Source organism: Streptomyces sp. SAS_281, from assembly GCF_052542855.1.
This window is the reverse complement of record NZ_JBMNDO010000025.1, coordinates 1-22,528: the sequence shown is the minus strand read 5'-3', so window position 1 is coordinate 22,528 and position 22,528 is coordinate 1. Positions and strand designations below refer to the sequence as shown.

21 protein-coding genes are annotated in these 22,528 nt (G+C 72.2%); 12 read left to right on the top strand and 9 right to left on the bottom strand.

The features are described 5' to 3' along the window. Positions 1–453 (top strand): DUF2690 domain-containing protein, encoded by a 453-nt coding sequence (locus tag ACN6LM_RS12155; RefSeq protein WP_445065340.1) that lies wholly within the window; start codon positions 1–3, stop codon positions 451–453. 15 nt (positions 454–468) lie between these two features. On the opposite strand, the gene eno is transcribed toward ACN6LM_RS12155, so the two are convergent. Further along, positions 469–1,749 carry a phosphopyruvate hydratase gene (gene eno, locus ACN6LM_RS12150; RefSeq protein ID WP_445065339.1) on the bottom strand — a complete coding sequence of 427 codons (1,281 nt, stop codon included), beginning with the start codon at positions 1,747–1,749 and terminating at the stop codon, positions 469–471. Between the two features lie 182 nt (positions 1,750–1,931). On the opposite strand from eno, the gene ACN6LM_RS12145 reads away from it, so the two are divergent. Further along, positions 1,932–2,354 (top strand): MarR family winged helix-turn-helix transcriptional regulator, encoded by a 423-nt coding sequence (locus ACN6LM_RS12145; protein ID WP_445065338.1) that lies wholly within the window; start codon positions 1,932–1,934, stop codon positions 2,352–2,354. Between the two features lie 72 nt (positions 2,355–2,426). Here the strand turns inward: ACN6LM_RS12145 and ACN6LM_RS12140 are convergent, their stop codons facing one another. Beyond that, positions 2,427–2,975, bottom strand: a complete 549-nt coding sequence (locus tag ACN6LM_RS12140; RefSeq protein ID WP_445065337.1) for a DUF1062 domain-containing protein — start codon at positions 2,973–2,975, stop codon at positions 2,427–2,429. Positions 2,976–3,268: 293 nt separating this feature from the next. Here ACN6LM_RS12140 and ACN6LM_RS12135 point away from each other — a divergent pair, with 293 nt between their 5' ends. Beyond that, positions 3,269–4,528 carry an outer membrane protein assembly factor BamB family protein gene (locus tag ACN6LM_RS12135; protein WP_445065336.1) on the top strand — a complete coding sequence of 420 codons (1,260 nt, stop codon included), beginning with the start codon at positions 3,269–3,271 and terminating at the stop codon, positions 4,526–4,528. A gap of 55 nt (positions 4,529–4,583) precedes the next feature. Here the strand turns inward: ACN6LM_RS12135 and ACN6LM_RS12130 are convergent, their stop codons facing one another. Then, positions 4,584–5,483, bottom strand: coding sequence for a D-alanyl-D-alanine carboxypeptidase family protein (locus ACN6LM_RS12130; RefSeq protein WP_445065335.1), 900 nt, complete (start codon positions 5,481–5,483; stop codon positions 4,584–4,586). Between the two features lie 209 nt (positions 5,484–5,692). Here ACN6LM_RS12130 and ACN6LM_RS12125 point away from each other — a divergent pair, with 209 nt between their 5' ends. The 4 genes from ACN6LM_RS12125 (at position 5,693) to ACN6LM_RS12110 (ending at position 8,606) form a co-directional block, all read left to right on the top strand. Beyond that, on the top strand, positions 5,693–6,013 hold the full coding sequence (locus ACN6LM_RS12125) for a hypothetical protein (protein WP_445065334.1): 321 nt from the start codon (positions 5,693–5,695) through the stop codon (positions 6,011–6,013). Positions 6,014–6,036: 23 nt separating this feature from the next. Then, positions 6,037–6,537 carry a GNAT family N-acetyltransferase gene (locus tag ACN6LM_RS12120; protein ID WP_445065333.1) on the top strand — a complete coding sequence of 167 codons (501 nt, stop codon included), beginning with the start codon at positions 6,037–6,039 and terminating at the stop codon, positions 6,535–6,537. Between the two features lie 69 nt (positions 6,538–6,606). Then, positions 6,607–7,299, top strand: coding sequence for a GntR family transcriptional regulator (locus ACN6LM_RS12115; RefSeq protein WP_445065332.1), 693 nt, complete (start codon positions 6,607–6,609; stop codon positions 7,297–7,299). Beyond that, entirely contained in the window at positions 7,296–8,606 is a 1,311-nt protein-coding gene (locus ACN6LM_RS12110; protein WP_445065331.1) for an MFS transporter, read from the top strand. The genes ACN6LM_RS12115 and ACN6LM_RS12110 overlap by 4 nt, the downstream gene beginning before the upstream one ends. A gap of 75 nt (positions 8,607–8,681) precedes the next feature. Here ACN6LM_RS12110 and ACN6LM_RS12105 read toward each other — a convergent pair whose 3' ends face one another. Continuing rightward, positions 8,682–9,506, bottom strand: a complete 825-nt coding sequence (locus ACN6LM_RS12105; protein ID WP_445065330.1) for a maleylpyruvate isomerase family mycothiol-dependent enzyme — start codon at positions 9,504–9,506, stop codon at positions 8,682–8,684. A gap of 179 nt (positions 9,507–9,685) precedes the next feature. On the opposite strand from ACN6LM_RS12105, the gene ACN6LM_RS12100 reads away from it, so the two are divergent. Next, on the top strand, positions 9,686–10,480 hold the full coding sequence (locus tag ACN6LM_RS12100; protein ID WP_445065329.1) for a carbon-nitrogen family hydrolase: 795 nt from the start codon (positions 9,686–9,688) through the stop codon (positions 10,478–10,480). A gap of 63 nt (positions 10,481–10,543) precedes the next feature. Here the strand turns inward: ACN6LM_RS12100 and ACN6LM_RS12095 are convergent, their stop codons facing one another. Further along, positions 10,544–11,035: an LURP-one-related/scramblase family protein gene (locus ACN6LM_RS12095; protein WP_445065328.1), complete on the bottom strand. Its 492-nt coding sequence runs from the start codon at positions 11,033–11,035 to the stop codon at positions 10,544–10,546. 64 nt (positions 11,036–11,099) lie between these two features. Between ACN6LM_RS12095 and ACN6LM_RS12090 the strand changes: the two genes are divergently transcribed. Further along, a complete protein-coding gene (locus tag ACN6LM_RS12090) occupies positions 11,100–12,905 on the top strand; it encodes an NHL domain-containing thioredoxin family protein (protein ID WP_445065327.1) in 1,806 nt (601 codons plus the stop codon). A gap of 4 nt (positions 12,906–12,909) precedes the next feature. Here the strand turns inward: ACN6LM_RS12090 and ACN6LM_RS12085 are convergent, their stop codons facing one another. The 4 genes from ACN6LM_RS12085 to ACN6LM_RS12070 form a co-directional block, all read right to left on the bottom strand. After that, a complete protein-coding gene (locus tag ACN6LM_RS12085; RefSeq protein ID WP_445065326.1) occupies positions 12,910–15,822 on the bottom strand; it encodes a BTAD domain-containing putative transcriptional regulator in 2,913 nt (970 codons plus the stop codon). Between the two features lie 111 nt (positions 15,823–15,933). Further along, positions 15,934–16,152, bottom strand: coding sequence for a DUF6458 family protein (locus ACN6LM_RS12080; protein ID WP_164402150.1), 219 nt, complete (start codon positions 16,150–16,152; stop codon positions 15,934–15,936). 124 nt (positions 16,153–16,276) lie between these two features. Then, positions 16,277–17,575 (bottom strand): M18 family aminopeptidase, encoded by a 1,299-nt coding sequence (locus ACN6LM_RS12075; protein ID WP_445065325.1) that lies wholly within the window; start codon positions 17,573–17,575, stop codon positions 16,277–16,279. Positions 17,576–17,704: 129 nt separating this feature from the next. After that, the gene (locus ACN6LM_RS12070; protein WP_445065324.1) at positions 17,705–19,531 is read right to left on the bottom strand and encodes an acyl-CoA dehydrogenase; all 1,827 of its coding nucleotides are present in this window, start codon (positions 19,529–19,531) and stop codon (positions 17,705–17,707) included. A gap of 148 nt (positions 19,532–19,679) precedes the next feature. Between ACN6LM_RS12070 and ACN6LM_RS12065 the strand changes: the two genes are divergently transcribed. The 3 genes from ACN6LM_RS12065 to ACN6LM_RS12055 all read left to right on the top strand — a co-directional run bounded on the left by ACN6LM_RS12065 (position 19,680) and on the right by ACN6LM_RS12055 (position 22,424). Beyond that, positions 19,680–20,120: an SseB family protein gene (locus ACN6LM_RS12065; protein WP_164402147.1), complete on the top strand. Its 441-nt coding sequence runs from the start codon at positions 19,680–19,682 to the stop codon at positions 20,118–20,120. A 183-nt stretch (positions 20,121–20,303) separates the two neighbouring features. Then, entirely contained in the window at positions 20,304–21,260 is a 957-nt protein-coding gene (locus tag ACN6LM_RS12060; protein ID WP_164402146.1) for a pirin family protein, read from the top strand. A gap of 96 nt (positions 21,261–21,356) precedes the next feature. Continuing rightward, positions 21,357–22,424, top strand: a complete 1,068-nt coding sequence (locus ACN6LM_RS12055; protein WP_445065323.1) for an AI-2E family transporter — start codon at positions 21,357–21,359, stop codon at positions 22,422–22,424. Positions 22,425–22,528 lie beyond the last annotated feature (104 nt).

The window sequence follows — 22,528 nt, the reverse complement described above, 5'->3', positions numbered from 1 at the left end:
ATGCGCACCCAGACCCTCTTCGGCCGGACGGCCGTGATTGCCGTCGCGTCCGCCGCCCTCGCCACCGGCTTCACCGGCTCGGCGTCCGCCGCGAGTTACGACGGCCAGGACCCGATCTCCTCCGGCTGCTCGGCGAGCGCCATCACCGCCGCCTCCAGGGCGCTGTACGCGAAGGGTGCCCAGGTCGGCACCGTCGAGCTGCGCTACAGCACCGCCTGCCGCACCACCTGGGTCCGGGTCTTCTCGGACGGCCCGAACTTCGGCGGTTACGTCAACCGCGTCCAGGACGGCACCACCCAGTGGTGCGGCGGCCCGAGCATCGCCGCCAACGGCCAGGAGTACTGCTTCAGCGCGATGCTGAACGACGCGGGCTACACCTCCTGGGCCGCCGGTTACGCCTCCAACGTCATCGGCGAGGACGAGTCGGGTACGCACACGACCTCGGCGTACTGATCCGCCGGACAGGCCCTAGCGGCGGCGCAGCGCCTCGGTGCCCGCGTACCGGGCGCTCGCGCCCAGCTCCTCCTCGATGCGGATCAGCTGGTTGTACTTCGCGGTGCGGTCGGACCGGGACAGGGAGCCGGTCTTGATCTGGCCGCAGCCCGTGGCGACCGCCAGGTCCGCGATCGTGGTGTCCTCCGTCTCGCCCGAGCGGTGCGACATGACGACCGTGTAGCCGGCGCGGTGCGCGGTGGACACCGTGGTCATCGCCTCCGTCAGGGTGCCGATCTGGTTGACCTTCACCAGGATCGAGTTGGCGACCCCGGAGGCGATGCCCTCGCGGAGCAGCGCGTCGTTCGTGCAGAACACGTCGTCGCCCGTCAGCTGGCAGCGGTCGCCGACGCGGGCGGTCAGCTCGCGCCAGCCGTCCAGGTCGTCCTCGGCCATGGCGTCCTCGACCGACACGACGGGGTAGGCGTCGATCAGTTTCACCAGGTAGTCCGCGTGCTCCGAGGGGGTGCGGCGTACGCCTTCGCCCGTGTAGTCGTACACCCCGTCGCGGAAGAACTCCGACGTCGCCGGGTCCATGACCAGGCCGATGTCCGTGCCCGGCCGGTACCCCGTGCGCTCGACGGCCGCCACGACGAAGTCCAGCGCCTCCTCCGCCGTACGGAGGGCGGGCGCGAAGCCGCCCTCGTCGCCGACGCCCGTGGAGTGGCCGGCGGCGAGCAGGTCGCGGCGCAGGGTGTGGAAGACCTCCGACCCCATGCGGACCGCCTCGGCGAAGGTCTCCGCGCCGATCGGGGCGATCATGAACTCCTGGAAGTCCAGCGGATTGTCGGCGTGGGCACCCCCGTTGACGATGTTCATCATCGGGACGGGCAGCAGCCGGGCGTCTGCCCCGCCCAGGTAGCGGTAGAGCGGCAGGCGGTGCGCCGCCGCCGCGGCCTTGGCGGCGGCCAGCGAGACGCCCAGGATCGCGTTGGCGCCGAGCCGGGACTTCGTGGCGGTGCCGTCCGCCGCGACGAGCGCGGCGTCCAGCCCCGCCTGGTCCTCCGCGTCCCGGCCGGTGACGGCCTCGGTGAGCTCCGTGTTGACGTGGTGCACGGCCCGGTCGACGCCCTTGCCGTGCCAGCGGGCCGGGTCGCCGTCGCGCAGTTCGACGGCCTCGCGGGCGCCGGTCGACGCCCCGGAGGGGACCGCGGCCCGGCCGAGCGAGCCGTCCGACAGTTCCACGTCCACCTCGACGGTGGGGTTGCCCCGGCTGTCCAGGACGCGGCGGCCGGTGACGGAAGTGATGGCGGTCATGGGAGTCCTTCCCTTGTCGCGTGCCGCGGTCCGGCTGCGACGACGGTGGCGCGGGACCCGGCGAGAAGAAACTCTACAGCAAAGCTGTTCAGTAGTGCTGTTCAGTAGTGCTGTTTAGCTGTGCTGAACAGTTCTGCTGTGCAGTCCCCGGTCCTGTTTCCGCCCCCGCGTTAAAGTGCGGTATGCCCCTCCCGGAATCCGCCTCCATCGCCGCCGAGCTGCGCACAGCGATGGGCAAGCTCACCCGCCGCGTGAAGCTTGAGGACCAGATGCCGCTCGGCCAGGTGGCCGTGCTCGGCGAGCTGGACCGCAACGGCGCCCTGACCACCAGCGAGCTCGCCGCCAACCAGCGGGTGAGGCCGCAGTCCATGGCGCGCGCGGTCGGACTGCTGATGGACCAGGGGCTGATCACGCGCCGCGCTCACCCCACCGACGGCCGCAAGAGCCTGGTCGAGCTGTCGGAGGCCGGGCGCGCCCTCCTGGAGGAGGAGCGGGAGCGCCGGGCCGACTGGCTGGCCCGCGCGATCGACGCCGAACTGAGCCCGGAGGAACGCGAGTTGCTGGCCCGCGCGATCGGGCTCGTCGGGCGGCTGGCGGCGCACTGAGGGCGGGGGCAGGGGCCGGCGCCCTCGCGGACACCGGCCCCCGCCGCCTCACTGTCTTACCGCTTCACCGCTTCACCGCTTCAGCAGAAAGCCGAAGTCGGTCGACGTCCGCCCGGTCAGGCGGACCGGCGAGACGAGCTTCCCCTCGGCCAGCAGGCGTTCCGTCTCGGCCCGCGAGAAGCCGAAGCCGTCCGCCACCAGGCGCAGCGGGCGTACGGGGACGGGCGCGTCGAAGCGGACCGACACCTCGGCCACCTCGCGGTCCAGGTGGTCCGCGCCCCCGGTGTCCAGGCGCCACGCACCCGTCCAGTCGAGGGCTATGCGGTTGCGGCGGCGCACGACACCGTCCTGGAGCAGTTCGCCCGCCAGGGCGGGGTCGTTGGCGTGCATCCGGTCCAGCAGCTCAGGGCGTACGGAGCGGACGTGCGCGCGCTCCAGGATCGTGACCTTGGTGGTGTCCCCGCACCCCGTGCAGAGCGCGAGGAGCCAGGCGTCGAGCAGTTTGTGGTTCGCGTTGACGCGGAACCTGCCGTGCGCCCGGAAGGCGCCGGACGCGCAGGTGTGGCAGCGGCGCAGGACGAGGGGCAGGCGTGTGGGCATGACGGCCCAATGGATGAGCACAGGTGTACACCGGTTTCCGTGTGAGAAGTCCGCAGCGGGAAGCGGCACGGCGCACAGGGTGCGACGCGCGACCGATCAGCAGTGGGGAGGTCTCACGCGATGTACAACGGAACGCCCTTCCAGGGGACGGCAGATGCGGGGCCGTGCCGCGCACGGCAGGGGCCCGGCAGGACGGTAGCGGGGCGGGCCGGGGGACTGCCACCGGATTTCGCCGGGCGGCCTCGGCGCCCAAATGCCCGAGCCGTTAAGGTCGTTGTGATCGCAAAGAGCGCGAAGAGTGGCCAGGGGGAGCGATGGGCGGGAGAGGGGCGGCACGCCGGTGGGGCGTCGTCACGGCCGGGGCCGTGCTGGCGGCGGTGGCGCTGACCGGCTGCGGCGGCGGTGGCGGCGCGCCCGGCGCGAAGGCGGCCGAGGGGTCCAAGGGCGGCGGGGACGCGAAGAAGCCGGCGCGGCGCGCGTACGACCCGCCCGTGCGGTTCGAGGGGAACGCGGTCGACCTGACGGGCGCCGGGCAGCCGAGCACGTCGAGCGGAGAGGCCCTGCGGCCCGCGGTGACGCTGGTGGACGGGGTCGCGTACGTGGACGACGAGGGCGGGATCGACGCGATCGACACCCGGACCGGCGACTCCCGGTGGTACGTGGCGACGAAGCACGAGGCGGAGCGGGGCGGCTTCGGGACGGAGCGGGTCGCGCCCCTGGTCTCGGACGACGGCCGGACCGTCTACGCCGCGTGGGACCGCCGGGTGCCGGGCGAGGGCACCACGCCGGACCGGTTCGTGATCGAGGTGCTGGCCGTCGACACCGCCACCGGCAGGAAGACCTGGTCGGCCGAGATCCCGTCCGACCCCAGCTCCACCGGGCTCGCCGCCACGGCCATCGGCGCGGACGGGAACCTCGCGCCGCAGGTCGTCGGGGTGGACGCCGGCACCGCGGTCGTCACCGACGCGGACACCACGTACGCCCTCGACCCCGCCACCGGGGCCGTCCGCTGGAAGAAGGGCGGCTACCGGGCACTGAACCTCGCCGAGGGCGTCGTGGCCGGCGGCGAGGAGACCGGGTACGCCAAGGGCCGGCTGCTGGGCGTCGACGCGGAGACGGGGAAGCGGCGGTGGACCGTGGCCGACGCCCGGCAGCCCGCCCACGCCGCGCCGAGGCTGCTGAGTGCGAACCTCGGCGACCGGACGGTCGTCGTGGACGCGGTGACCGGGGCGACGCGAGTCAGCTTCGACAGCCGGGACTGGCGGTGCCTGGACGACGCGCGGTCGCTGGTCGCGTGCTCCAGGAACGGGTACCGCGCGTCGGACCGCGGGATCGTGGTTTTCGACGCCACCACGTTCCGGCACACGTGGGTGCTGCCCGACCACTCCGGACGGTCGGTGCCGAGGGTCACCGGGTTCTGGCACGGCGCCCTGTACGGGGAGGTGGGCGAGCGGCCGGTCGTCCTGGACGGCCTCACGGGCAAGGACCGCGAGACCGAGCCGAACGCGGCGCCGATCGAGATCGACCGGTACGGCGGCGTGGAGGGGACGCGGTTCGTTCCGGCCGCGGGATGACGGAAGAGGGCCCCCCACGCGACGGCGTGCGGGCCCCTCGGCCGTACCGGACGGGCTACTTCTTGAAGCCGTAGTCCATCAGCTTCTTCGCGTCCGACATGCGGTTCGTCTCCGACGACGAGGTCAGGACCGTACCGATCACCGTCTTGCCCTTGCGGGTCGCGGCGAAGACCAGGCAGTACTTGGACGCCGGGCCGGAGCCCGTCTTCACACCGATCGCACCGCTGTACGTGCCCAGCAGCTTGTTCGTGTTGGTCCACGACATGTAGCGGTAGCCGCCGCTCTTCGTCGTGACCTTCTGCTTGGTCGACTTCGTCTTCACGACCGTGCGGAAGGTGGAGTACTTCATCGCGCTGCTCGCGAGCTTCGTCAGGTCGCGCGGGGTCGAGTAGTTGGACCCGTTCCCTATGCCGTCGAACGAGTCGAAGTGCGTGTTCTTCAGACCGAGGGTCTTGGCGGTGCTGTTCATCTTGCCGATGAACGACTTCACCCGCGCCGCCCGCGTCTTGCCGGAGCCGAACTTGTCCGCCAGCGCGTACGCGGCGTCGCAGCCCGACGGCAGCATGAGGCCGTAGAGCAGCTGGCGCACGGTGACCTTGTCGCCCACGATCAGCCGCGCCGAGGACGCGCCCTTGGAGACGATGTAGTCGCTGTACGCCTTCTGGACCGTGACCTTGGAGTCCAGGTTCAGGCCCTTCTGGGCCAGCACCACGCGTGCGGTCATGATCTTCGTCGTCGAGCCGGTGGAGCGGCGGGTGTCCGCGGCCTTGGTGAACAGCGTCTTTCCGGTGCCGTTGTTCATCACGAAGCCGCCCTTGGCGACGATCGAGGGCGCCTTGGGCGTGGCGGCCTGTGCCGTGGAGGCGAACGCGCCGCCCGCGATCAGGGCGCCCGTGGTGAGGGCCACCGTGGCGGTCGCCGAACCGCGCCTTATGCCCTTAATGCCGAGTTTCAAGTTGTACGCTCCAAATGCCCCTGGATGGCGGCCACATGAGGGTGCCGCCGCGCAGATAAGACGAACGGCCGCGCCGCTTGGTTGGGCTCACGCGCGGGTGATTTTTTACGACATCCAGGGGCGGCGGGGCGTTCGCGCGGCGATGGCGCGCGGTGACCAGGGACTACGATCGGCGTCACATCCGAGCGCCCCAGAGGCCGGAGGCAACCGTGGACGATGTCGTGCGTGCGCAGGAGTCCGTCAGGGCATACGGCGAGCTCCTCGCCCTCGCCGAACGCCTGGAGGCGTTGCGGCAGCTGGGCAGGGACGGGGTCGAGGCGCATACGACGGCCGCGCTGCACGCGGTCCGCTTCGCCGCGACGATCCTGTGGCGGACCGTGCCGGACGTGCCGGAGCCGGCCTACCGGCAGGACGAGGAACGCCTGCTCGAACTGGCCGCGCACTGGCGCGAGGCGGCGCTCGGCCTCGGTGAGTTCGCGCCCCAGCGCCCGACGCTGCGGCTGGTGGAAAACGACGGGTCGTCCGCGTAGCGGCTGGGATAGCGTCCCCCGGCATGACGCCTTCCCTGCGCAGCGAACGCCTGGTCCTCGAACCGTATGTGCCCGCCGACGAGGAGGCGTTCGTCGCCCTCTTCCTGGACCCCCGCGTCTCCCGGTGGATGGGCGACGGGCCCTGGCCCGAGGAGCGGTACCGGACCACGTTCTCCCGCATCTTCACGCATGCCTACGGCAGCGGGGGCTTCGACGTCTGGGCCGTGCGCCGGGACGGCCGGGCGGTCGGCCACGCGGAGATCAAACCGGCCAAGGCCGTGGAGGGGTACGAGCTGATCTACGGCCTCGCACCCGAGGCGTGGGGCCAGGGGCTCGGCACCGAACTGGCGCGGACGATCACCGCGTACGGCTTCGAGGTGCTGAACCTGGACCAGGTGTACGCGACCGTCGCCGAGCCGAACGCGGCCTCGCTGGCGGCCCTGCGGAAGGTGGGGTTCCAGCACGTCAGGGGCATCGCCGAGGAGGACGGGAGCACGACGCTGCTGCTGGCGTGCGAGCGGTAGCGGCCCGGCCCCTCGCCCATATCGTGGACGGTAGGACGCTTGCGTGCATGTTGTATCTATGCTGTACGCATGCCAGCCCCCGCACCCTCCACATCCCCCGGCCCCGCTCCCCTCGCCCCGCCCGCGAAGCAGCCCCCGGCCGCCGAGCGCGTCTACACGCACGTCAAGGACGCCGTCCTGGACCGCCGCTACGAGGGCGGCACCCTGCTGACCGAGGGTGGCCTCGCCGAGGCCGTGGGGGTCTCGCGCACGCCGGTGCGCGAGGCACTGCTGCGCCTTGAGGTCGAGGGGCTCATCAAGCTCTACCCGAAGAAGGGCGCCCTGGTGCTCGCCGTCTCCGCCCAGGAGATCGCGGACGTGGTGGAGACCCGGCTGCTGGTCGAGGAGTTCGCCGCCCGCAAGGCGGTGCCCGCGTCCCCGCAGCTGATCAGCCGGCTGGAAGCGCTCCTGGAGGAGCAGCGGCACTACTCCGACGCCGGCGACCTGGCCACCGTCTCCGTCAAGGACCGCTGCTTCCACGCCGAGATCGTCCGCCACGCGGGCAACGAGATCCTGTCCCGCCTCTACGACCAGCTGCGCGACCGCCAGCTGCGGATGGGCGTCGCCGTGATGGAGGCCCACCCGGACAGGATCGCCGCCAACATCGCGGAGCACAGCGAGCTGCTGGAGGCGATCAGGTCCGGTGACGCGGAGTTCGCCGCCCAGGTCGTGCGCCGCCACGTCGGCCGGGTCAAGGTGCTGGTCCGGGGTGAGGACCGGTGAGTTCCGCCGCCGCGCCCACCCTGCCCCTGCCCGGTGACCCGCCCGGCGGCCGGCGTGCCGTCAGGGTCTGGGGCATCGGCGTCGCCGTCTACTTCGTCGCCATCATCTTCCGGACCAGCCTCGGTGTCGCCGGACTCGACGCCGCCGACCGGTTCGACGTCAACGCCTCGGCCCTCTCCACCTTCTCGATCCTCCAGCTGCTCGTGTACGCGGGCATGCAGATACCCGTCGGCCTGATGGTCGACCGGCTCGGAACCAAGCGGGTCCTGACCCTCGGGGCCGTCCTGTTCACCCTCGGCCAGCTCGGCTTCGCGCTCTCCCCCACGTACGGCACGGCGCTCGCGTCCCGGGCGCTGCTGGGGTGCGGCGACGCCATGACGTTCATCAGCGTGCTCCGGCTGGGGACGCGCTGGTTCCCGGCCCGGCGCGGACCGCTGATCGGCCAGGTCGCCGCCCTCTTCGGGATGGCGGGCAACCTGATCTCCACGCTGGTGATCGCCCGCGCCCTGCACGGCTTCGGCTGGACGACCACCTTCGTCGGCAGCTCGCTGGCCGGGGTCGTGGTGCTCGTGCTGCTCCTGCTCTTCCTCAAGGACCACCCCGAGGGCTACGAGCCGCCGCCCGCCCAGCACGCCGGCGGGGTGTACGTGCGCAAGCAGATCGCCGCCTCCTGGCGGGAACCCGGGACCCGGCTCGGCATGTGGGTGCACTTCACCACGCAGTTCCCGGCGATGGTGTTCCTGCTGCTGTGGGGCATGCCCTTCCTGGTCGAGGACCAGGGACTCGGCCGGGGGACCGCCGGTGAGCTGCTGACCCTGGTGGTGCTCTCGAACATGACGCTGGGTCTCGTCTACGGGCAGGTGATCGCCCGTCACCACGCGGCCCGCGTCCCGCTCGCCCTCGGCACGGTCGGCGCGACGGCCACGCTGTGGGCGGTGACGATCTTCCACCCCGGCGACCACGCGCCGATGTGGCTGCTGGTCGTCCTGTGCGTGGTGCTCGGGGCGTGCGGCCCGGCCTCGATGATCGGCTTCGACTTCTCCCGCCCGGCCAACCCGCCCGAGCGCCAGGGCACCGCGTCCGGCATCGTCAACATGGGCGGCTTCGTCGCCTCGATGACCACGCTGCTGGCGGTCGGCGTGCTGCTGGACGCGACCGGTGACAACTACCGGGTGGCGTTCTCGTCGGTCTTCGTCCTGGAGGCGCTGGGCGTCGCGCAGATCCTGCGGCTGCGCGCGAGGGCGGCACGCCGCGAGCGCGACCACCACGTGATCAGCCGGGTGGAGGCGGTCCACGTGCCGGCGTGATCCGGCCCCGAACGGCGGCGCGCCCGTCCCCCCTCGCGGGGGCGGGCGCCGCTGTGTGCCGGGGCTCTTGTGGCGTTACGGGGTGACGGCGAAGTGCTGGAGGATGGCGTCGGCCAGCTCCTGGTCGCCCTCGGCCTTGACCCGGTCCGCGACGGCGGCGGGCCGCACCCGGCCGCAGGCCAGCCGTACGTACGTCTCCCAGTCCATGGACAGCGTCGCGGCGGGCCCGAGCGACGGGGCGACGTCCAGCGAACCGCGCCCCTCGGCGTCGACCCGTACGGTGCGCATGAACTCCAGCGGCCCGTGCACGTCCAGCACCACGGCCGAGTTGGCCGGTGCGCCCGCGCTCTTGGCCACCACCTTCGGCAGCCCCAGCAGCAGGATGTCGCGGGCGACGAGCGCGCCGGGGGAGTCCAGGTTGCCGGGCCTGCCCAGGGCCGTCCGCAGGTCCTGCTCGTGCACCCAGACGTCGAACGCGCGCATCCGCAGCGCCGTCTCCAGGGTCTGCTCGGCGCCCAGCGGCGCCCGCACCATGGTCTCCGGGTCCCGCGTCTCGTTCCGCAGCTGCCGGGAACGGCGGATGACCGTGTACTCCAGCTCGGAGGTCATCTCCGGCGCGGTGTGGTGGCGCCGGACGTCGACCTGCATCTCCATGTAGCGGGCGAACTCGCTCTGCACGTGGAACAGGTCGCGCGGCAGGGTGTGGATCGGGCGCGGGTCGCCGAGCTGTTCGCACTCCATCCCGATGATGTGCGACACGATGTCGCGCACGGACCAGTTGGGGCAGGGTGTGCGGCCGTTCCACTCCCCCTCGGCGAGCGGGCTCACCAGCTCGGCTATCGACTCGATGGAGTGGGTCCAGGCGTCGGCGTAGGTCTGGAGGCTGGGATGGACGGTCACGGGACCCCTCGTGCGGTTCTGCGGTGCATGGGCAACTGGGCGCGGACGGTCGGGCTGCGGGCTGCGGGCGGCGATGAGGTTCGGTGGCTAAGTTACGCTGCGAGCAGGCACCCCGGCAGTGCTTTCGTGTGACGATCGTAGGCCGGTGTTGACGGCTCGAATGCCAGGACGGTGGTAGTGTGCGCGCCTCCCTCATCCAGATCGCAGTAGACCCGGACGAACCCGTCGATTCCCGCAGGGAACGCGCCGCCTCCCTGGTGGCGTCTCAGCGGGGCGCGGACCTGGTGGTCCTCCCCGAACTGTGGCCGGTCGGAGCCTTCGCCTACACGGCCTTCGAGGACGAGGCCGAGCCGCTGACGGGCCCGACGCACGAGGTGATGGCCAAGGCCGCCGCCGAGGCCGGGGTCTGGCTGCACGCCGGCTCCTTCGTGGAACGGGCCGAGGACGGCACCCTCTACAACACCACGCTCGTCTTCTCCCCCGAGGGTGAGCGGGCCGCCGCCTACCGCAAGATCCACCGCTTCGGCTTCGACCAGGGCGAGGCGGTCATGATGGGCGCCGGCGAGGACCTGGTCACCGTTCCCCTCCCGGAGACCACGCTCGGCCTGGCCACCTGCTACGACCTCCGCTTCCCGGAGCTCTTCCGGGGCCTGGTCGACGCGGGTGCCGAAACCCTGGTCGTTGCGGCCGGCTGGCCGGAGCGCCGCCGCGCCCACTGGACCCTGCTCGCGCAGGCCCGCGCCGTCGAGAACCAGTCGTACGTCCTCGCCGTCGGCTCCGCCGGCACCCACGCGGGCGTCCAGCAGGCCGGCCACTCCCTCGTCGTGGACCCCTGGGGCGAGGTGCTCGCGGAAGCGGGCGCGGACGAGGAGGTGCTGGCCGTCGAGTTCGACCCGGCCAAGGTCGCCGCGACCCGGGAGCAGTTCCCGGCGCTGAAGGACCGGCGACTCGGCCTGGGCGCGCCCACGGTCTGACGCGCGAAGGGCCCTGTTCACGGTTTCACGTGAAACAGGGCCCTTCGCGCGTGGGGCGAGCGGTCAGTCCTCGTGCTCCTTCTCCGCGAGCACGATCACGCACACCGCCACCGCGATCAGCAGCGACGCGTCGGCGTCGTCCCGCACGATGTCGATGCCGTACGTGTCCCGGAGGGACAGCCAGCGGCGGGAGATCTGGGCCAGCAGTTCGCCGTCGTAGTCGATGGCGAACTCGCGGTCCAGGATCTTCCCGCTGACGTCGAGTTCCGTGCCGTCCGCGAGGGTCACGCGGTAGTGGTTCCGCAGCAGCGACAGGTGCTTCTTCTTGACCTTCGCGAGCTGTTCGCCGTCCCGCTCGATCAGCATCGTGTCGCGCAGGCTCAGGAGCTTCTGGCGGATCTCCACGAGGATGCGGCCCTGCGCGTCCTTCAGCTCGAAGGTGTCGCGCACCCGCATGGCCTTGCCGTCGACCAGGAAGACCTTGCGGCCGTCCGCGTCCTCGATCCAGTAGTCGTCACCGATGCCGAAAATGCGCTCGCGCACGAGAAGTCTCATGGCTCACAGGTTCCCCGAGCCACCTGCGGAATGCGGGAACGCCACGGTGCTGTTGACTGGTCTCATGGCAACACGTGCGCGCGTCAGGGCCCCCGAACTCATCGGCAAGGGCGGCTGGCTCAATACAGGCAACCGGCAGTACACCCTCGCTGACCTGCGAGGACGCATCGTCATCCTCGACTTCTGGACCTTCTGCTGTGTGAACTGCCTGCACGTTCTCGATGAGCTGCGCGAGCTGGAGGAGAAGCACCGCGACACCGTCGTGATCATCGGTGTGCACTCGCCGAAGTTCGTGCACGAGGCGGAGCACCAGGCCGTCGTGGACGCGGTCGAGCGGTACGAGGTCCACCACCCGGTCCTCGACGACCCCGAGCTGGCCACCTGGAAGCAGTACGCCGTACGCGCCTGGCCCACGCTCGTCGTCATCGACCCCGAGGGCTATGTCGTCGCCCAGCACGCCGGCGAGGGCCACGCCCACGCCATCGAGAAGCTGGTCGAGGAGCTGGAGGCGGAGCACGCGGCGAAGGGCACCCTGCGGCGCGGGGACGGGCCGTACGTGGCGCCGGAGCCGGTGGCCACGCATCTGCGGTTCCCGGGCAAGGCCCTGCTGCTCGCGGACGGCGGCTTCCTGGTCTCCGACACCACCCGGCACCGGCTGGTCGAGCTGGACCCGGACGGGGAGACCGTGCGCCGGCACTTCGGGACGGGCGACCGCGGCTTCGCGGACGGCGGGCCGGACGAGGTCCGGTTCAGCGAGCCGCAGGGGCTCGCCCCGCTGCCCGACGGGCGGATCGCGGTCGCCGACACCGTCAACCACGCCATCCGCGCCCTCGACCTCACGACCGGGACCACGACCACCCTCGCCGGCACCGGCCGCCAGTGGTGGCAGGGGGCGCCCACCAGCGGCCCGGCCCGCGAGGTGGACCTCTCCTCGCCGTGGGACGTCGCCTGGTTCGGCGGCCGGCTCTGGATCGCCATGGCCGGGGTGCACCAGCTGTGGACGTACGACCCCGAGGACGGCACCGTGCGCGTCGCCGCCGGGACCACCAACGAGGGCCTGGTCGACGGACCCGGCGCGGAGGCGTGGTTCGCCCAGCCGTCCGGGCTCGCGGCGACCGAGGAGCGGCTGTGGGTCGCCGACTCGGAGACGTCCGCACTGCGCTGGGTCGACCGCGAGGGCGCCGTGCACACCGCCGTCGGCACCGGCCTCTTCGACTTCGGCCACCGGGACGGCGCCGCCGGCCAGGCCCTGCTCCAGCACCCCCTCGGCGTCACCGCCCTGCCCGACGGGTCCGTCGCCGTCTGCGACACGTACAACCACGCCCTGCGCCGGTACGACCCGGCGAGCGGCGAGGTCACCACCCTGGCCACGGACCTGCGGGAGCCCAGCGACGCCGTGCTGGTGGACGGCGACCTCGTCGTCGTGGAGTCCGCCCGGCACCGGCTGACCCGGCTGCGGCTGCCCGAGGAGGCGGTACGCGTCGCCGAGCAGGCGCACCGCACCCAGCGGGCCGCCACCGAGGTCGCCCCCGGTGCGCTCCGGCTCGACGTCGTCTTCCAGGCGCCGGCCGGGCAGAAGCTGGACACCCGGTACGGTCCTTCGACGCGGCTGCTGGTCTCCTCGACCCCGCCCGGGCTGCTGGCCGAGGGCGAGGGCGCGGGCACCGACCTCTTCCGGGACCTCGTCCTCGCGGACGGCGTCACCGAGGGCGTCCTGCACGTCTCCGCGATGGCCGCGTCCTGCGACGACGACCCCGCCAACGAGTACCCGGCCTGCCACGTCCACCAGCAGGACTGGGGCGTCCCCCTCCGCGTCACGGAGGGCGGAGCGGCCCGGCTGCCGCTGGTGCTCGCGGGGCTGGACGCGTAGCGCCTCAGCCGTCCGCCGTCAGGCGGCGGGCCGCCTCGGTGTGACGGCGCACGTGGTCCGGGCTCGCCGTCACCCGGAGCAGTGCCTCCAGGGCCCGGAGCGCGCCCTCGTCGTAGCCGGCGCTCTCCGCCTCCGTGGCCGCCTCGTCCAGGAGCCGGACGCCCTCCTCCTCCGCGCCCAGGGCGAGGCGGGCCTCGCCGCTGACGGACAGCAGCAGCACCCGGCGGGCCGCCTCCTCGTGCTCGGGGCCCAGGTCGAAGGCGGTCCGGGCGGAGTCCAGGGCGTCCTGCGGGCGGCCCGCCGACAGCTGCATCCGGGCCAGGTGCTGGAGCGCGAGCATCTCCGTGTGCGCGTCGGGCTCCGCCCGGGCCAGCCGGAGGGCTCGTTCGCAGCCCTCCATCGCCAGGTCCAGGCCGCCCTGCTCGGCCTGCACGATGGCCAGGTTGATGAGCGCGGTCGCCTCGCCGAGCCGGTCGTCGGCCCGCCGGGCGAGACCGGGCGAGGGTTCGAGCATGGCGACGGCCTCACCGGTCCTGCCCTCCTCCGTCAGCACCCAGCCGAGCAGATTGCGGACCCGGGACTCGGCGTACGGGTCCTCGCGGGCGACGGCCGCCGCCAGGGCCAGTTCCAGCACCGGGGCCCAGCCGTCCCGTACCCGCCACACCACGTGCGGCCACTGGAGCAGGATGATCCGCCAGGCGCGGTCGTCGAGCCCGGCGGCCCGGGCCGCGGCGGCCGCCAGGGTCAGGTCCTCGCGCTCGGCGGCCAGCCAGCTCATCGCCTCCGCCCGGTCCGTGAAGTCCCGGGTCGCGGTGGGCGCGTGGAAGCCGTCGGGCAGCACGAAGCAGGGCTCGCCGCCCGGTTCGGCCGTGTCGGCGGCAGCGAGCGCGGTGGCGATGTAGTGGTCCAGCACGCCGATGAGCGCGTCCGGCGCCGCCGCCGGGTCGAGTCCCCGTGCGTACAGCCGCACCAGGTCGTGCAGTATCCAGCGCCCGGGGCTCGCCTCCGTGACCAGGTGGGCGGCGGCGAGCCGTTCCAGCGCCGCCCCGGCGGTGACCGGGTCGCTGCCGGCGAGCGCCGCCGCGGTGTACGGGTCGAAGTGGCTGCCCGGGTGGTGGCCGAGCCGGCCGAGGTGGTGGACGGCGTCCGGCGGCAGCTGTCGCACGGTGAGCCGCAGGGAGGCGGACACGCCGGTGTCCTCCACGTCCAGATAGGACAGCCGGCTGCGCTCGTCCGCGAGTTCGTCGGCCATGGCGGCCAGCGTCCACTGCGGGCGGCCCGCCAGCCGGGCGGCCGTCACCCGCAGCGCGAGGGGCAGCCCGCCGCACAGATCGGCGAGCCGCCGGGCCGCCACCGGTTCCGCGAGGACCCGTTCCTCGCCGAGCACCCCGGCCAGCAGCGCGGTGCCGTCCGGCGGTTCGAGTATGTCCACCGGGACCGGCACGGCGGCGTCCGAGGCGATCAGCCCGTCGAGCCGGTGCCGGCTGGTGACGAGCGTGACGCAGTCCGCCCCGCCCGGCAGCAGCGGCCTGACCTGCGCGGAGTCGCGGGCGTCGTCCAGCACGACGAGGAGGCTGAGCCGGTCGGTGAGCGAGCGGAACAGCGCCGCCGCTCCGGCCACGGACTCCGGCACCCGGCGGGGCGCGACGCCGAGCGCGAGCAGGAACTCCCTCAGCACTTCGAGCGGGGTCGGCTCGGCGGCCTCCCCGAAGCCGCGCAGATCCGCGAAGAGCCTCCCGTCCGGGAAGGCGGCGGGGGACCGGCGCGCCCAGTGCAGCGCCAGCGCGGTCTTGCCGACCCCGGCCGGCCCGGTGACCAGGCAGACGGGCGCCTCCCCGGCCGCCGCCCGCGACAGCGCGGTCAGCTCGGCCCCCCGCCCGTGGAACCCGCGCGGCGCGCGGGGCAGCAGATCGGCGACGGGCGCGGGTGCGCCCGCGGCGGTGTACGGGGAGGGCGGCACGTGCGCCGGCACGACGGCCTGCGCCCCGCCGGGCCCGCCGCGGGCGGACGCGCCGTGGAGCAGCAGCGAACCGGCCTGCGGTGCGCCGAGGTCGCCGGTGCCGCCGTGCGGCGGGCGACCGGCCTGCGAGGCGCCGGTCCCGGTGGAAACCCGCGGCCCGGGGGACGCCGCACCGGGGCCCTCGGCCCCCACGGTGTGCCCAGGAGCGACGGGGCCGCCCTCCCCGCGCAGGATGCGCGCGTACGCGTCCGCCAGCTCGCGGCCCGGGTCGATGCCCAGTTCGTCCGCGAGGAGGCGGCGGGTGCGGTGGAAGCAGTCCAGCGCCTCGGACTGGCGGCCCGAGCGGTGGAGGGCGGTCATCAGGGCCGCCGCCAGGGATTCGCGCATGGGGTGGGCGACGGCCTCCGCCCGGAGGGCCGCCGCGGCGCGGTGGTGTTCGCCCAGCTCCCCGTAGGCGCGGGCCAGCTGCTCGACCGTCGAGAGGCGGGACTCCTCCAGCGCGTGGGCGGCCGCCTGGAGCGGGGCGCTGGCGTAGGTGCCGGTGAGGGCGGGCCCCTGCCAGAGCGACAGGGCCTCCTTCAGCATCAGCACCGTGTCGGCGGGGCCCCGCTGCTCCCGGGCCAGCATCAGCAGTTCCTCGAACCGCTGGGAGTCCAGCAGGGTTTCGGGTGCCCGGAGCACATACGCGTCGCCGAGTGTCGCCAGTTCCACCCCGTACGCGGGTGCGTCCGCGCCGACCAGCAGGGCGCGCAGGCGGGAGACATGGCCCTGGATGACCGTGCGGGCGTGGAGCGGAGGCTCCTCGTCCCACAGACAGTCGGTCAGCCGGGCCATGGACACGGGGGTGTTGGCGCTCAGCAGCAGGGCCGCGAGCAGGCTGCGGCGCTTGGCGGGGCCGAGGGGCAGCGGCCCGGTCAGCGTGTCGACGCAGACGGTGCCGAGCAGCCGGAACTCCACGAGCGGCTCCCCTTCCGGGTCTGACGCGCCCGGTTCCGGGTCACGGACAAGCGCCCAGAATATCGGGGATCCCGCCGCGGTGTTCCGGGGGTGTGGCCGGATCGCCCCCGGTCACAGGTGCCGTTCGTCGTCGGAGACGACCGTCGTGGTGGGCGGTACGACCATGCGGCGGCGCCGGATGACGCTCGCGTAGACGAAGACGCCGATGACGCCGACGATCATCATGATCCAGCCGACCAGGTCGACATTGACGGTGTCCAGCTGCCAGTCGGTCGCGAAGGCGAGGATCGCCCCCGCACCGATGAGGAGAATGCATCCGCCGAGTCCCATGAGTTCCGCCTCCCAGGCGGCCCGGGACCTCCGGGCCGTGTACGGAGCGCGTACCCGGCCCGGAAACGAGCATGCGTCGGCGGAAGCCCGGGAGCCGCCCGCCGGCGCCGGAAGCCCCGGGCGGTCAGCCGGCCAGGAACGCGGCCAGCGCGTTCGCGAGGAGGTACGGGTCGTCCGCGCCGCACAGTTCGCGGGCGCTGTGCATGGACAGGATGGCGACGCCGATGTCGACGGTCTTGATGCCGTGCCGGGCGGCGGTGATCGGGCCGATCGTCGTGCCGCAGGGCATCGCGTTGTTGGAGACGAACGTCTGCCACGGCACGCCTGCCTTCTCGCAGGCCGCGGCGAACACGGACCGGCCGCCGCCGTCGGTGGCGTACCGCATGTTGACGTTGACCTTGAGGATCGGTCCGCCGTTGACGACCGGGTGGTGCGTGGGGTCGTGGCGCTCCGCGTAGTTCGGGTGGATCGCGTGGCCGGTGTCGGAGGAGAGGCAGACCGTGCCGGCGAAGGCGCGGGCGCGGTCCTCGTAACCGCCGCCGCGGGCGAAGACCGAGCGCTCCAGGACCGTGCCGAGCAGCGGCCCGTCCGCGCCGGTGTCCGACTGCGAGCCGTTCTCCTCGTGGTCGAAGGCGGCCATCACCGGGATGTACGGCAGCTCGGCGTCGGGCTGACCGGCGACGGCGGCCAGCGCGGCGGTGGCCGCGTGCACCGAGAGGAGGTTGTCCATGCGCGGACCGGCCACCAGCTCGCGGTCGCGGCCCAGGTAGGACGGCGGCTCGACGGGGTGCGGCATCAGGTCCCAGCCGGTGATGTCCTCGGCGTCGACGCCCGCCTCCTCGGCGACGAACCGGATGAGGTCGCCCTCCTCGACGTCCCCGAGCCCCCAGATCGGCTGCATGTGCTTCTGCCGGTCCAGCTTGAGCCCGTCGGTGTTGGCCGACCGGTCCAGGTGCACGGCGAGCTGCGGTACGCGCAGCAGCGGGCGGTCGATGGAGACGAGCCGGTGCGTGCCGTCGCGGAGCGAGATCCGGCCGGCGAGACCGAGGTCGCGATCCAGCCAGGTGTTGAGCAGGGTGCCGCCGTAGATCTCCACGGCGACCTGGCGCCAGCCGTACGCCCCGGTGTCCGGAAGCGGCTTGACCCGGAGGTTCGGTGAGTCGGTGTGCGCGCCGACGATCCGGAACGGGGTGTGCGCCCCGGCGTCCTCCGGCACGTACCAGGCGACGATCGCGCCACCGCGCAGAACGTACTTGCCGCCGGTGGTTCCGTCCCAGGCCGCGGTCTCCTCCACCTGCCGGAATCCGGCCTTCTCCAGTCGCGCGGCGGCGGTCGCCACGGCGTGGTACGGGGAGGGGGAAGCCATCAGGAAGGCCATCAGATCGTCGGTGTGCCCGCGGTCGAAGCGGGGGGAGGAACTCATGTTCTTCACTGTAGCCAGACGTGGCCGAAAGGATTCCCCGTCGCCCTCCGGCCACCGCGGGCATCGTGCGGCCGCCGCCCCCGGAAACGGATCGTGGGGGCGGCGGCCGGTGGGTGTGCGGGTCGGCTGCTAGAAGGCCGACTCGTCCAGCTCCATGAGGGAGTTGTCGACGGACTCGGCGAGCGCGCGCTCGGCGCCGACGCCCGGGAGGACGTTCGCGGCGAAGAACTTGGCGGCGGCGATCTTGCCCCGGTAGAAGGGGACGTCCTTCGCGGAGGCCGTCGGCAGCTTCTCGGCGGCCACGGCCGCGCCCTTGAGCAGCAGGTAGCCGACGACGACATCGCCGGAGGCCAGCAGCAGGCGGGTGGTGTTGAGGCCCACCTTGTAGATGTTCTTGACGTCCTCGCCGGTCGCGGTGAGGTCGGTGATCATCGTGCCGACGATCGCCTCCAGGTCCACCGCGGCCTTCGCGAGGCTGTCCAGCGCACCGGACAGCTCCTCGTTGTCCTGGGCGCCCGCGAGGAACTTCTTGATCTCCTCGGAGAGCGCGTTGAGCGAGGCGCCCTGGTCGCGGACGATCTTCCGGAAGAAGAAGTCCTGGCCCTGGATGGCCGTCGTGCCCTCGTACAGGGTGTCGATCTTGGCGTCGCGGATGTACTGCTCGATCGGGTACTCCTGGAGGTACCCGGAGCCGCCGAACGTCTGGAGCGACTGCGCCAGCTGCTCGTACGACTTCTCGGAGCCGTAGCCCTTGACGATCGGGAGGAGCAGGTCGTTGAGGCCGTGCAGCGCCTTGGCGTCCTCGCCCGCGGCCTCCTTCTCCTGGATCGCGTCCTGGACGGAGGCGGTGTAGAGGACGAGGGCGCGCATGCCCTCCGCGTACGCCTTCTGCGTCATCAGCGAGCGGCGCACGTCGGGGTGGTGCGTGATGGTGACCTTCGGCGCGGCCTTGTCCATGAACTGCGACAGGTCGGTGCCCTGGACGCGCTCCTTGGCGTACTCCAGCGCGTTCAGGTAGCCCGTGGAGAGGGTGGCGATGGCCTTCGTGCCGACCATCATGCGGGCGAACTCGATGATGCGGAACATCTGGCGGATGCCGTCGTGCTTGTCGCCGATGAGCCAGCCCTTGGCGGGGTGGCGGTCGCCGAACGTCATCTCGCAGGTGTTGGACGCCTTGAGGCCCATCTTGTGCTCGACGTTCGTCGCGTACACGCCGTTGCGCTCGCCCAGCTCGCCGGTGGTCCAGTCGAAGTGGTACTTCGGGACCAGGAAGAGGGAGAGGCCCTTCGTGCCCGGTCCCGCGCCCTCGGGACGCGCCAGCACGTAGTGGAGGATGTTCTCCGACATGTCGTGCTCGCCCGAGGTGATGAAGCGCTTCACGCCCTCGATGTGCCAGGAGCCGTCCTCCTGCTCGACGGCCTTCGTGCGGCCGGCGCCGACGTCGGAGCCGGCGTCCGGCTCGGTCAGCACCATCGTCGAGCCCCACTGCTTCTCGACGGCGATCTCGGCGATCTTCTTCTGCGCCTCGTTGCCCTCCTCGAAGAGGATGCCGGCGAACGCCGGGCCCGAGGAGTACATCCAGACGGCCGGGTTGGAGCCGAGCAGCAGCTCCGCGTAACCCCAGATCAGGGAGCGGGGCGAAGTGGTGCCGCCGATCTCCTCCGGCAGGCCCAGGCGCCAGTACTCGGAGTCCATGAACGCCTGGTACGACTTCTTGAACGTGTCGGGGACCGGCGCCGTGCTGGTCTCCGGGTCGAAGACCGGCGGGTTGCGGTCGGCGTCCGCGTAGGAGTCGGCGAGCTCGTTCTCGGCGAGGCGGGCGACCTCCTCGAGAATGCTCTTTGCCGTGTCGACGTCCATCTCCGTGAACGGTCCGGTGCCGTACAGCTTGTCGCGTCCGAGGACCTCGAAGAGGTTGAACTCGATGTCGCGGAGATTCGACTTGTAGTGCCCCATGGGAAGGCTCCGTAATCAATAGCAGTGGCGCGCAGCGCCCCGTGGAGGGGTGGCCCGGACATATCAGGTGACCTCTACGATGATGCTACCCGTCAGTAATAAGACGCAACCCCCCGAGCCCCGGATGTGGCCGATTACTCTTTGATCCATGTACGGCTACGACCAGAACCAGGGCGCGCAGCAGCCGATGGGGGGCGGCTACGGCGAGCAGCCGCTGTACCCCGAACCCTCGCCGCCGTCGCTGGGGGACGCGGTACGGGCCTTCACGACCGGCTCGCTGGCCGCCGAGGACTTCCAGCAGATCTTCGCGACCTCGAAGGTCTACTGCCCGCGGGGCGACAACCCGGGCTTCCTCGCGCTGCACAACACCCAGCAGCCCGTGATCCCGATGTTCACCACGCTCAAGGAGCTGCGGCTGTACGCGGGCAAGGACTCCAAGTACTTCGTGATCACCGGCGCCGAGGTGATCGACCTGCTGCCCACCGGCTACGGCTTCGTCCTGGACATGGAGGGCGAGCACCGGATGGTCTTCGATGCGAAGGCCGTCGAGCAGATGGTCGACTTCGCGATGCGCCGCATGTACGGCTAGGGCGGACGCCACTGCTGCGCAGGCGGCCGATCCACCGGCCGAGGGCTTCCGGAAGGGGGCCGTACCGCTCCCGGTACGGGCCCCTTCCGGCTGTCCGGGGGCGCTCGGGAATGAGGGGCGCCTTGCAGGATGTTCACTGTTCAACTAAATTGATGGCAGAACAGTCCCCCGGAGGTGGCTCCCATGCCCGCAGTGACCGTCGAGAACCCGCTGACCCTGCCCAAGGTGGCCGCTTCCGGCGACGCCGCGGCCCGCCCCGTCCTCGCCGTGACCACGGCGCCGAGCGGCTTCGAGGGCGAGGGTTTCCCGGTCCGCCGCGCCTTCGCGGGGATCAACTACAAGTACCTCGACCCGTTCATCATGATGGACCAGATGGGTGAGGTGGAGTACGCGGCGGGCGAGCCGAAGGGCACGCCCTGGCACCCGCACCGCGGCTTCGAGACCGTGACCTACCTGATCGACGGCAGCTTCATCCACCAGGACTCCCACGGCGGCGGCGGCACCATCGGCAACGGCGACACCCAGTGGATGACAGCAGGGAGCGGCCTCTTGCACATCGAGGCGCCGCCGGAGTCCCTGGTCATGTCCGGCGGCCTCTTCCACGGCCTCCAGCTCTGGGTGAACCTGCCGAAGGCCGACAAGATGATGGCCCCCCGCTACCAGGACATCCGCGGCGGCCAGGTCCAGCTGCTCGCCTCGCCGGACGGCGGCGCGCTGCTCCGCGTGATCGCCGGTGAGCTGGACGGCCACGAGGGTCCCGGCATCACCCACACCCCGATCACGATGATCCACGCCACCGTGCGCCCCGGCGCCGAGGTGACGCTGCCCTGGCGCGAGGATTTCAACGGCCTCGCGTACGTGCTCGCCGGGCGCGGCTCCGCCGGTGCGGAGCGCCGGCCGGTCCACATGGGCCAGACCGCCGTCTTCGGCGCCGGCTCCTCGCTGACGGTGCGCGCCGACGAGAAGCAGGACGGGCACACCCCGGACCTGGAGGTCGTCCTGCTCGGCGGCCGTCCCATCCGTGAGCCGATGGCGCACTACGGGCCGTTCGTGATGAACAGCCAGGCCGAACTGAAGCAGGCCTTCGAGGACTTCCAGGCCGGCCGCCTCGGCACCGTGCCCGCCGTCCACGGCATGTGACCCGCGCTCCCGCCCCCGCCGCCGGCGTGTGACGCTCCGTCACTCGTACGGCGGCGCGGGCGGGACACCGCTGCCGGGCCGTGATCGGCTGGAAGGGTGCAGACCCCGAAGCCACTCCTGCCCGACGGCGCCCGGCGGACCGCAGCCTGGTGCGGTGTCGTCCTGCTGGTCACCGGTGTCGCCGCCGTCGCCGTCTGGCTGTGCATCATCCTCAAGACCGCCGTCACCCCCGTGCTGCTCGCCCTGCTCGGTACGGCGCTGCTCGGGCCCGTCCACCGGCGGATGACCGCCCACGGGGTGAACCGTTCGCTGGCCGCCGCGGTCACCTGTGCCGTGCTGCTCGCCGTGGTCGGAGGTGCGGGCTACATCGTCGTCGCCGCGCTCGTGGAGACCGGTGACCAGATCGTGCAGTCGCTGAAGGACGCCGGGCAGTGGGTGGTCGATCACTTCCAGGTCGCGGACGACATCGACGTGAACGACCTCGAGGCCAGTGGCCGCAAGCTGGTCGAGAAGTTCGGCGCGAGCGCGGCGGGCGGGCTCCTCACCGGCATCAGCGTCATCGGCTCCCTCGTCGCGACCAGCGTGCTGGCCCTGCTGCTCACCTTCTTCTTCCTGCGCGACGCGGACCGGGCGGCGAACCTCGCCCACACCATCGCCCCGCGCGGCACCGGCGACATGGTCGAGGCGATGGGCCGGCGGGCCTTCGAGGCCGTCGAGGGCTTCATGCGCGGGACGACGCTCATCGCCCTGATCGACGCCGTCTGCATCACGGTCGGGCTGCTGATCCTGCGGGTGCCGGGCGCGGTGGGGCTCGGCGCACTGGTGCTGGTCGGCGCCTACATCCCGTACCTCGGCGCGTTCATCTCCGGCGCGGTCGCCGTCCTGGTGGCCCTCGCGGACCGGGGGTTCGCGATCGCGCTGTGGGCGCTCGGCGTGGTCCTCGCCGTCCAGGTGCTGGAGGGCCACATCCTTCAGCCGATGATCCAGAGCCGTACGGTCCAGATGCACCCCGCGATGATCCTCATCGCGCTGACGGCGGGCGCGAGCGTCGCGGGCATCCTCGGGATGCTGCTCGCCGTCCCGATCTGCGCGGCGGCCTTCGGGATCATCGGCGAGCTCCGCACCGGTGGTCGCGTCGCGCCGGACGGCCCTCAGGACGGCTGACTAGGTGTATTGATCACGAGCGTTGTTGACACTCGGCAGGTCTTGAACATGGCGAAGACCTCCGATGTGGTGGAGCTGTCTAGGAACACACCACACGGAGGTCT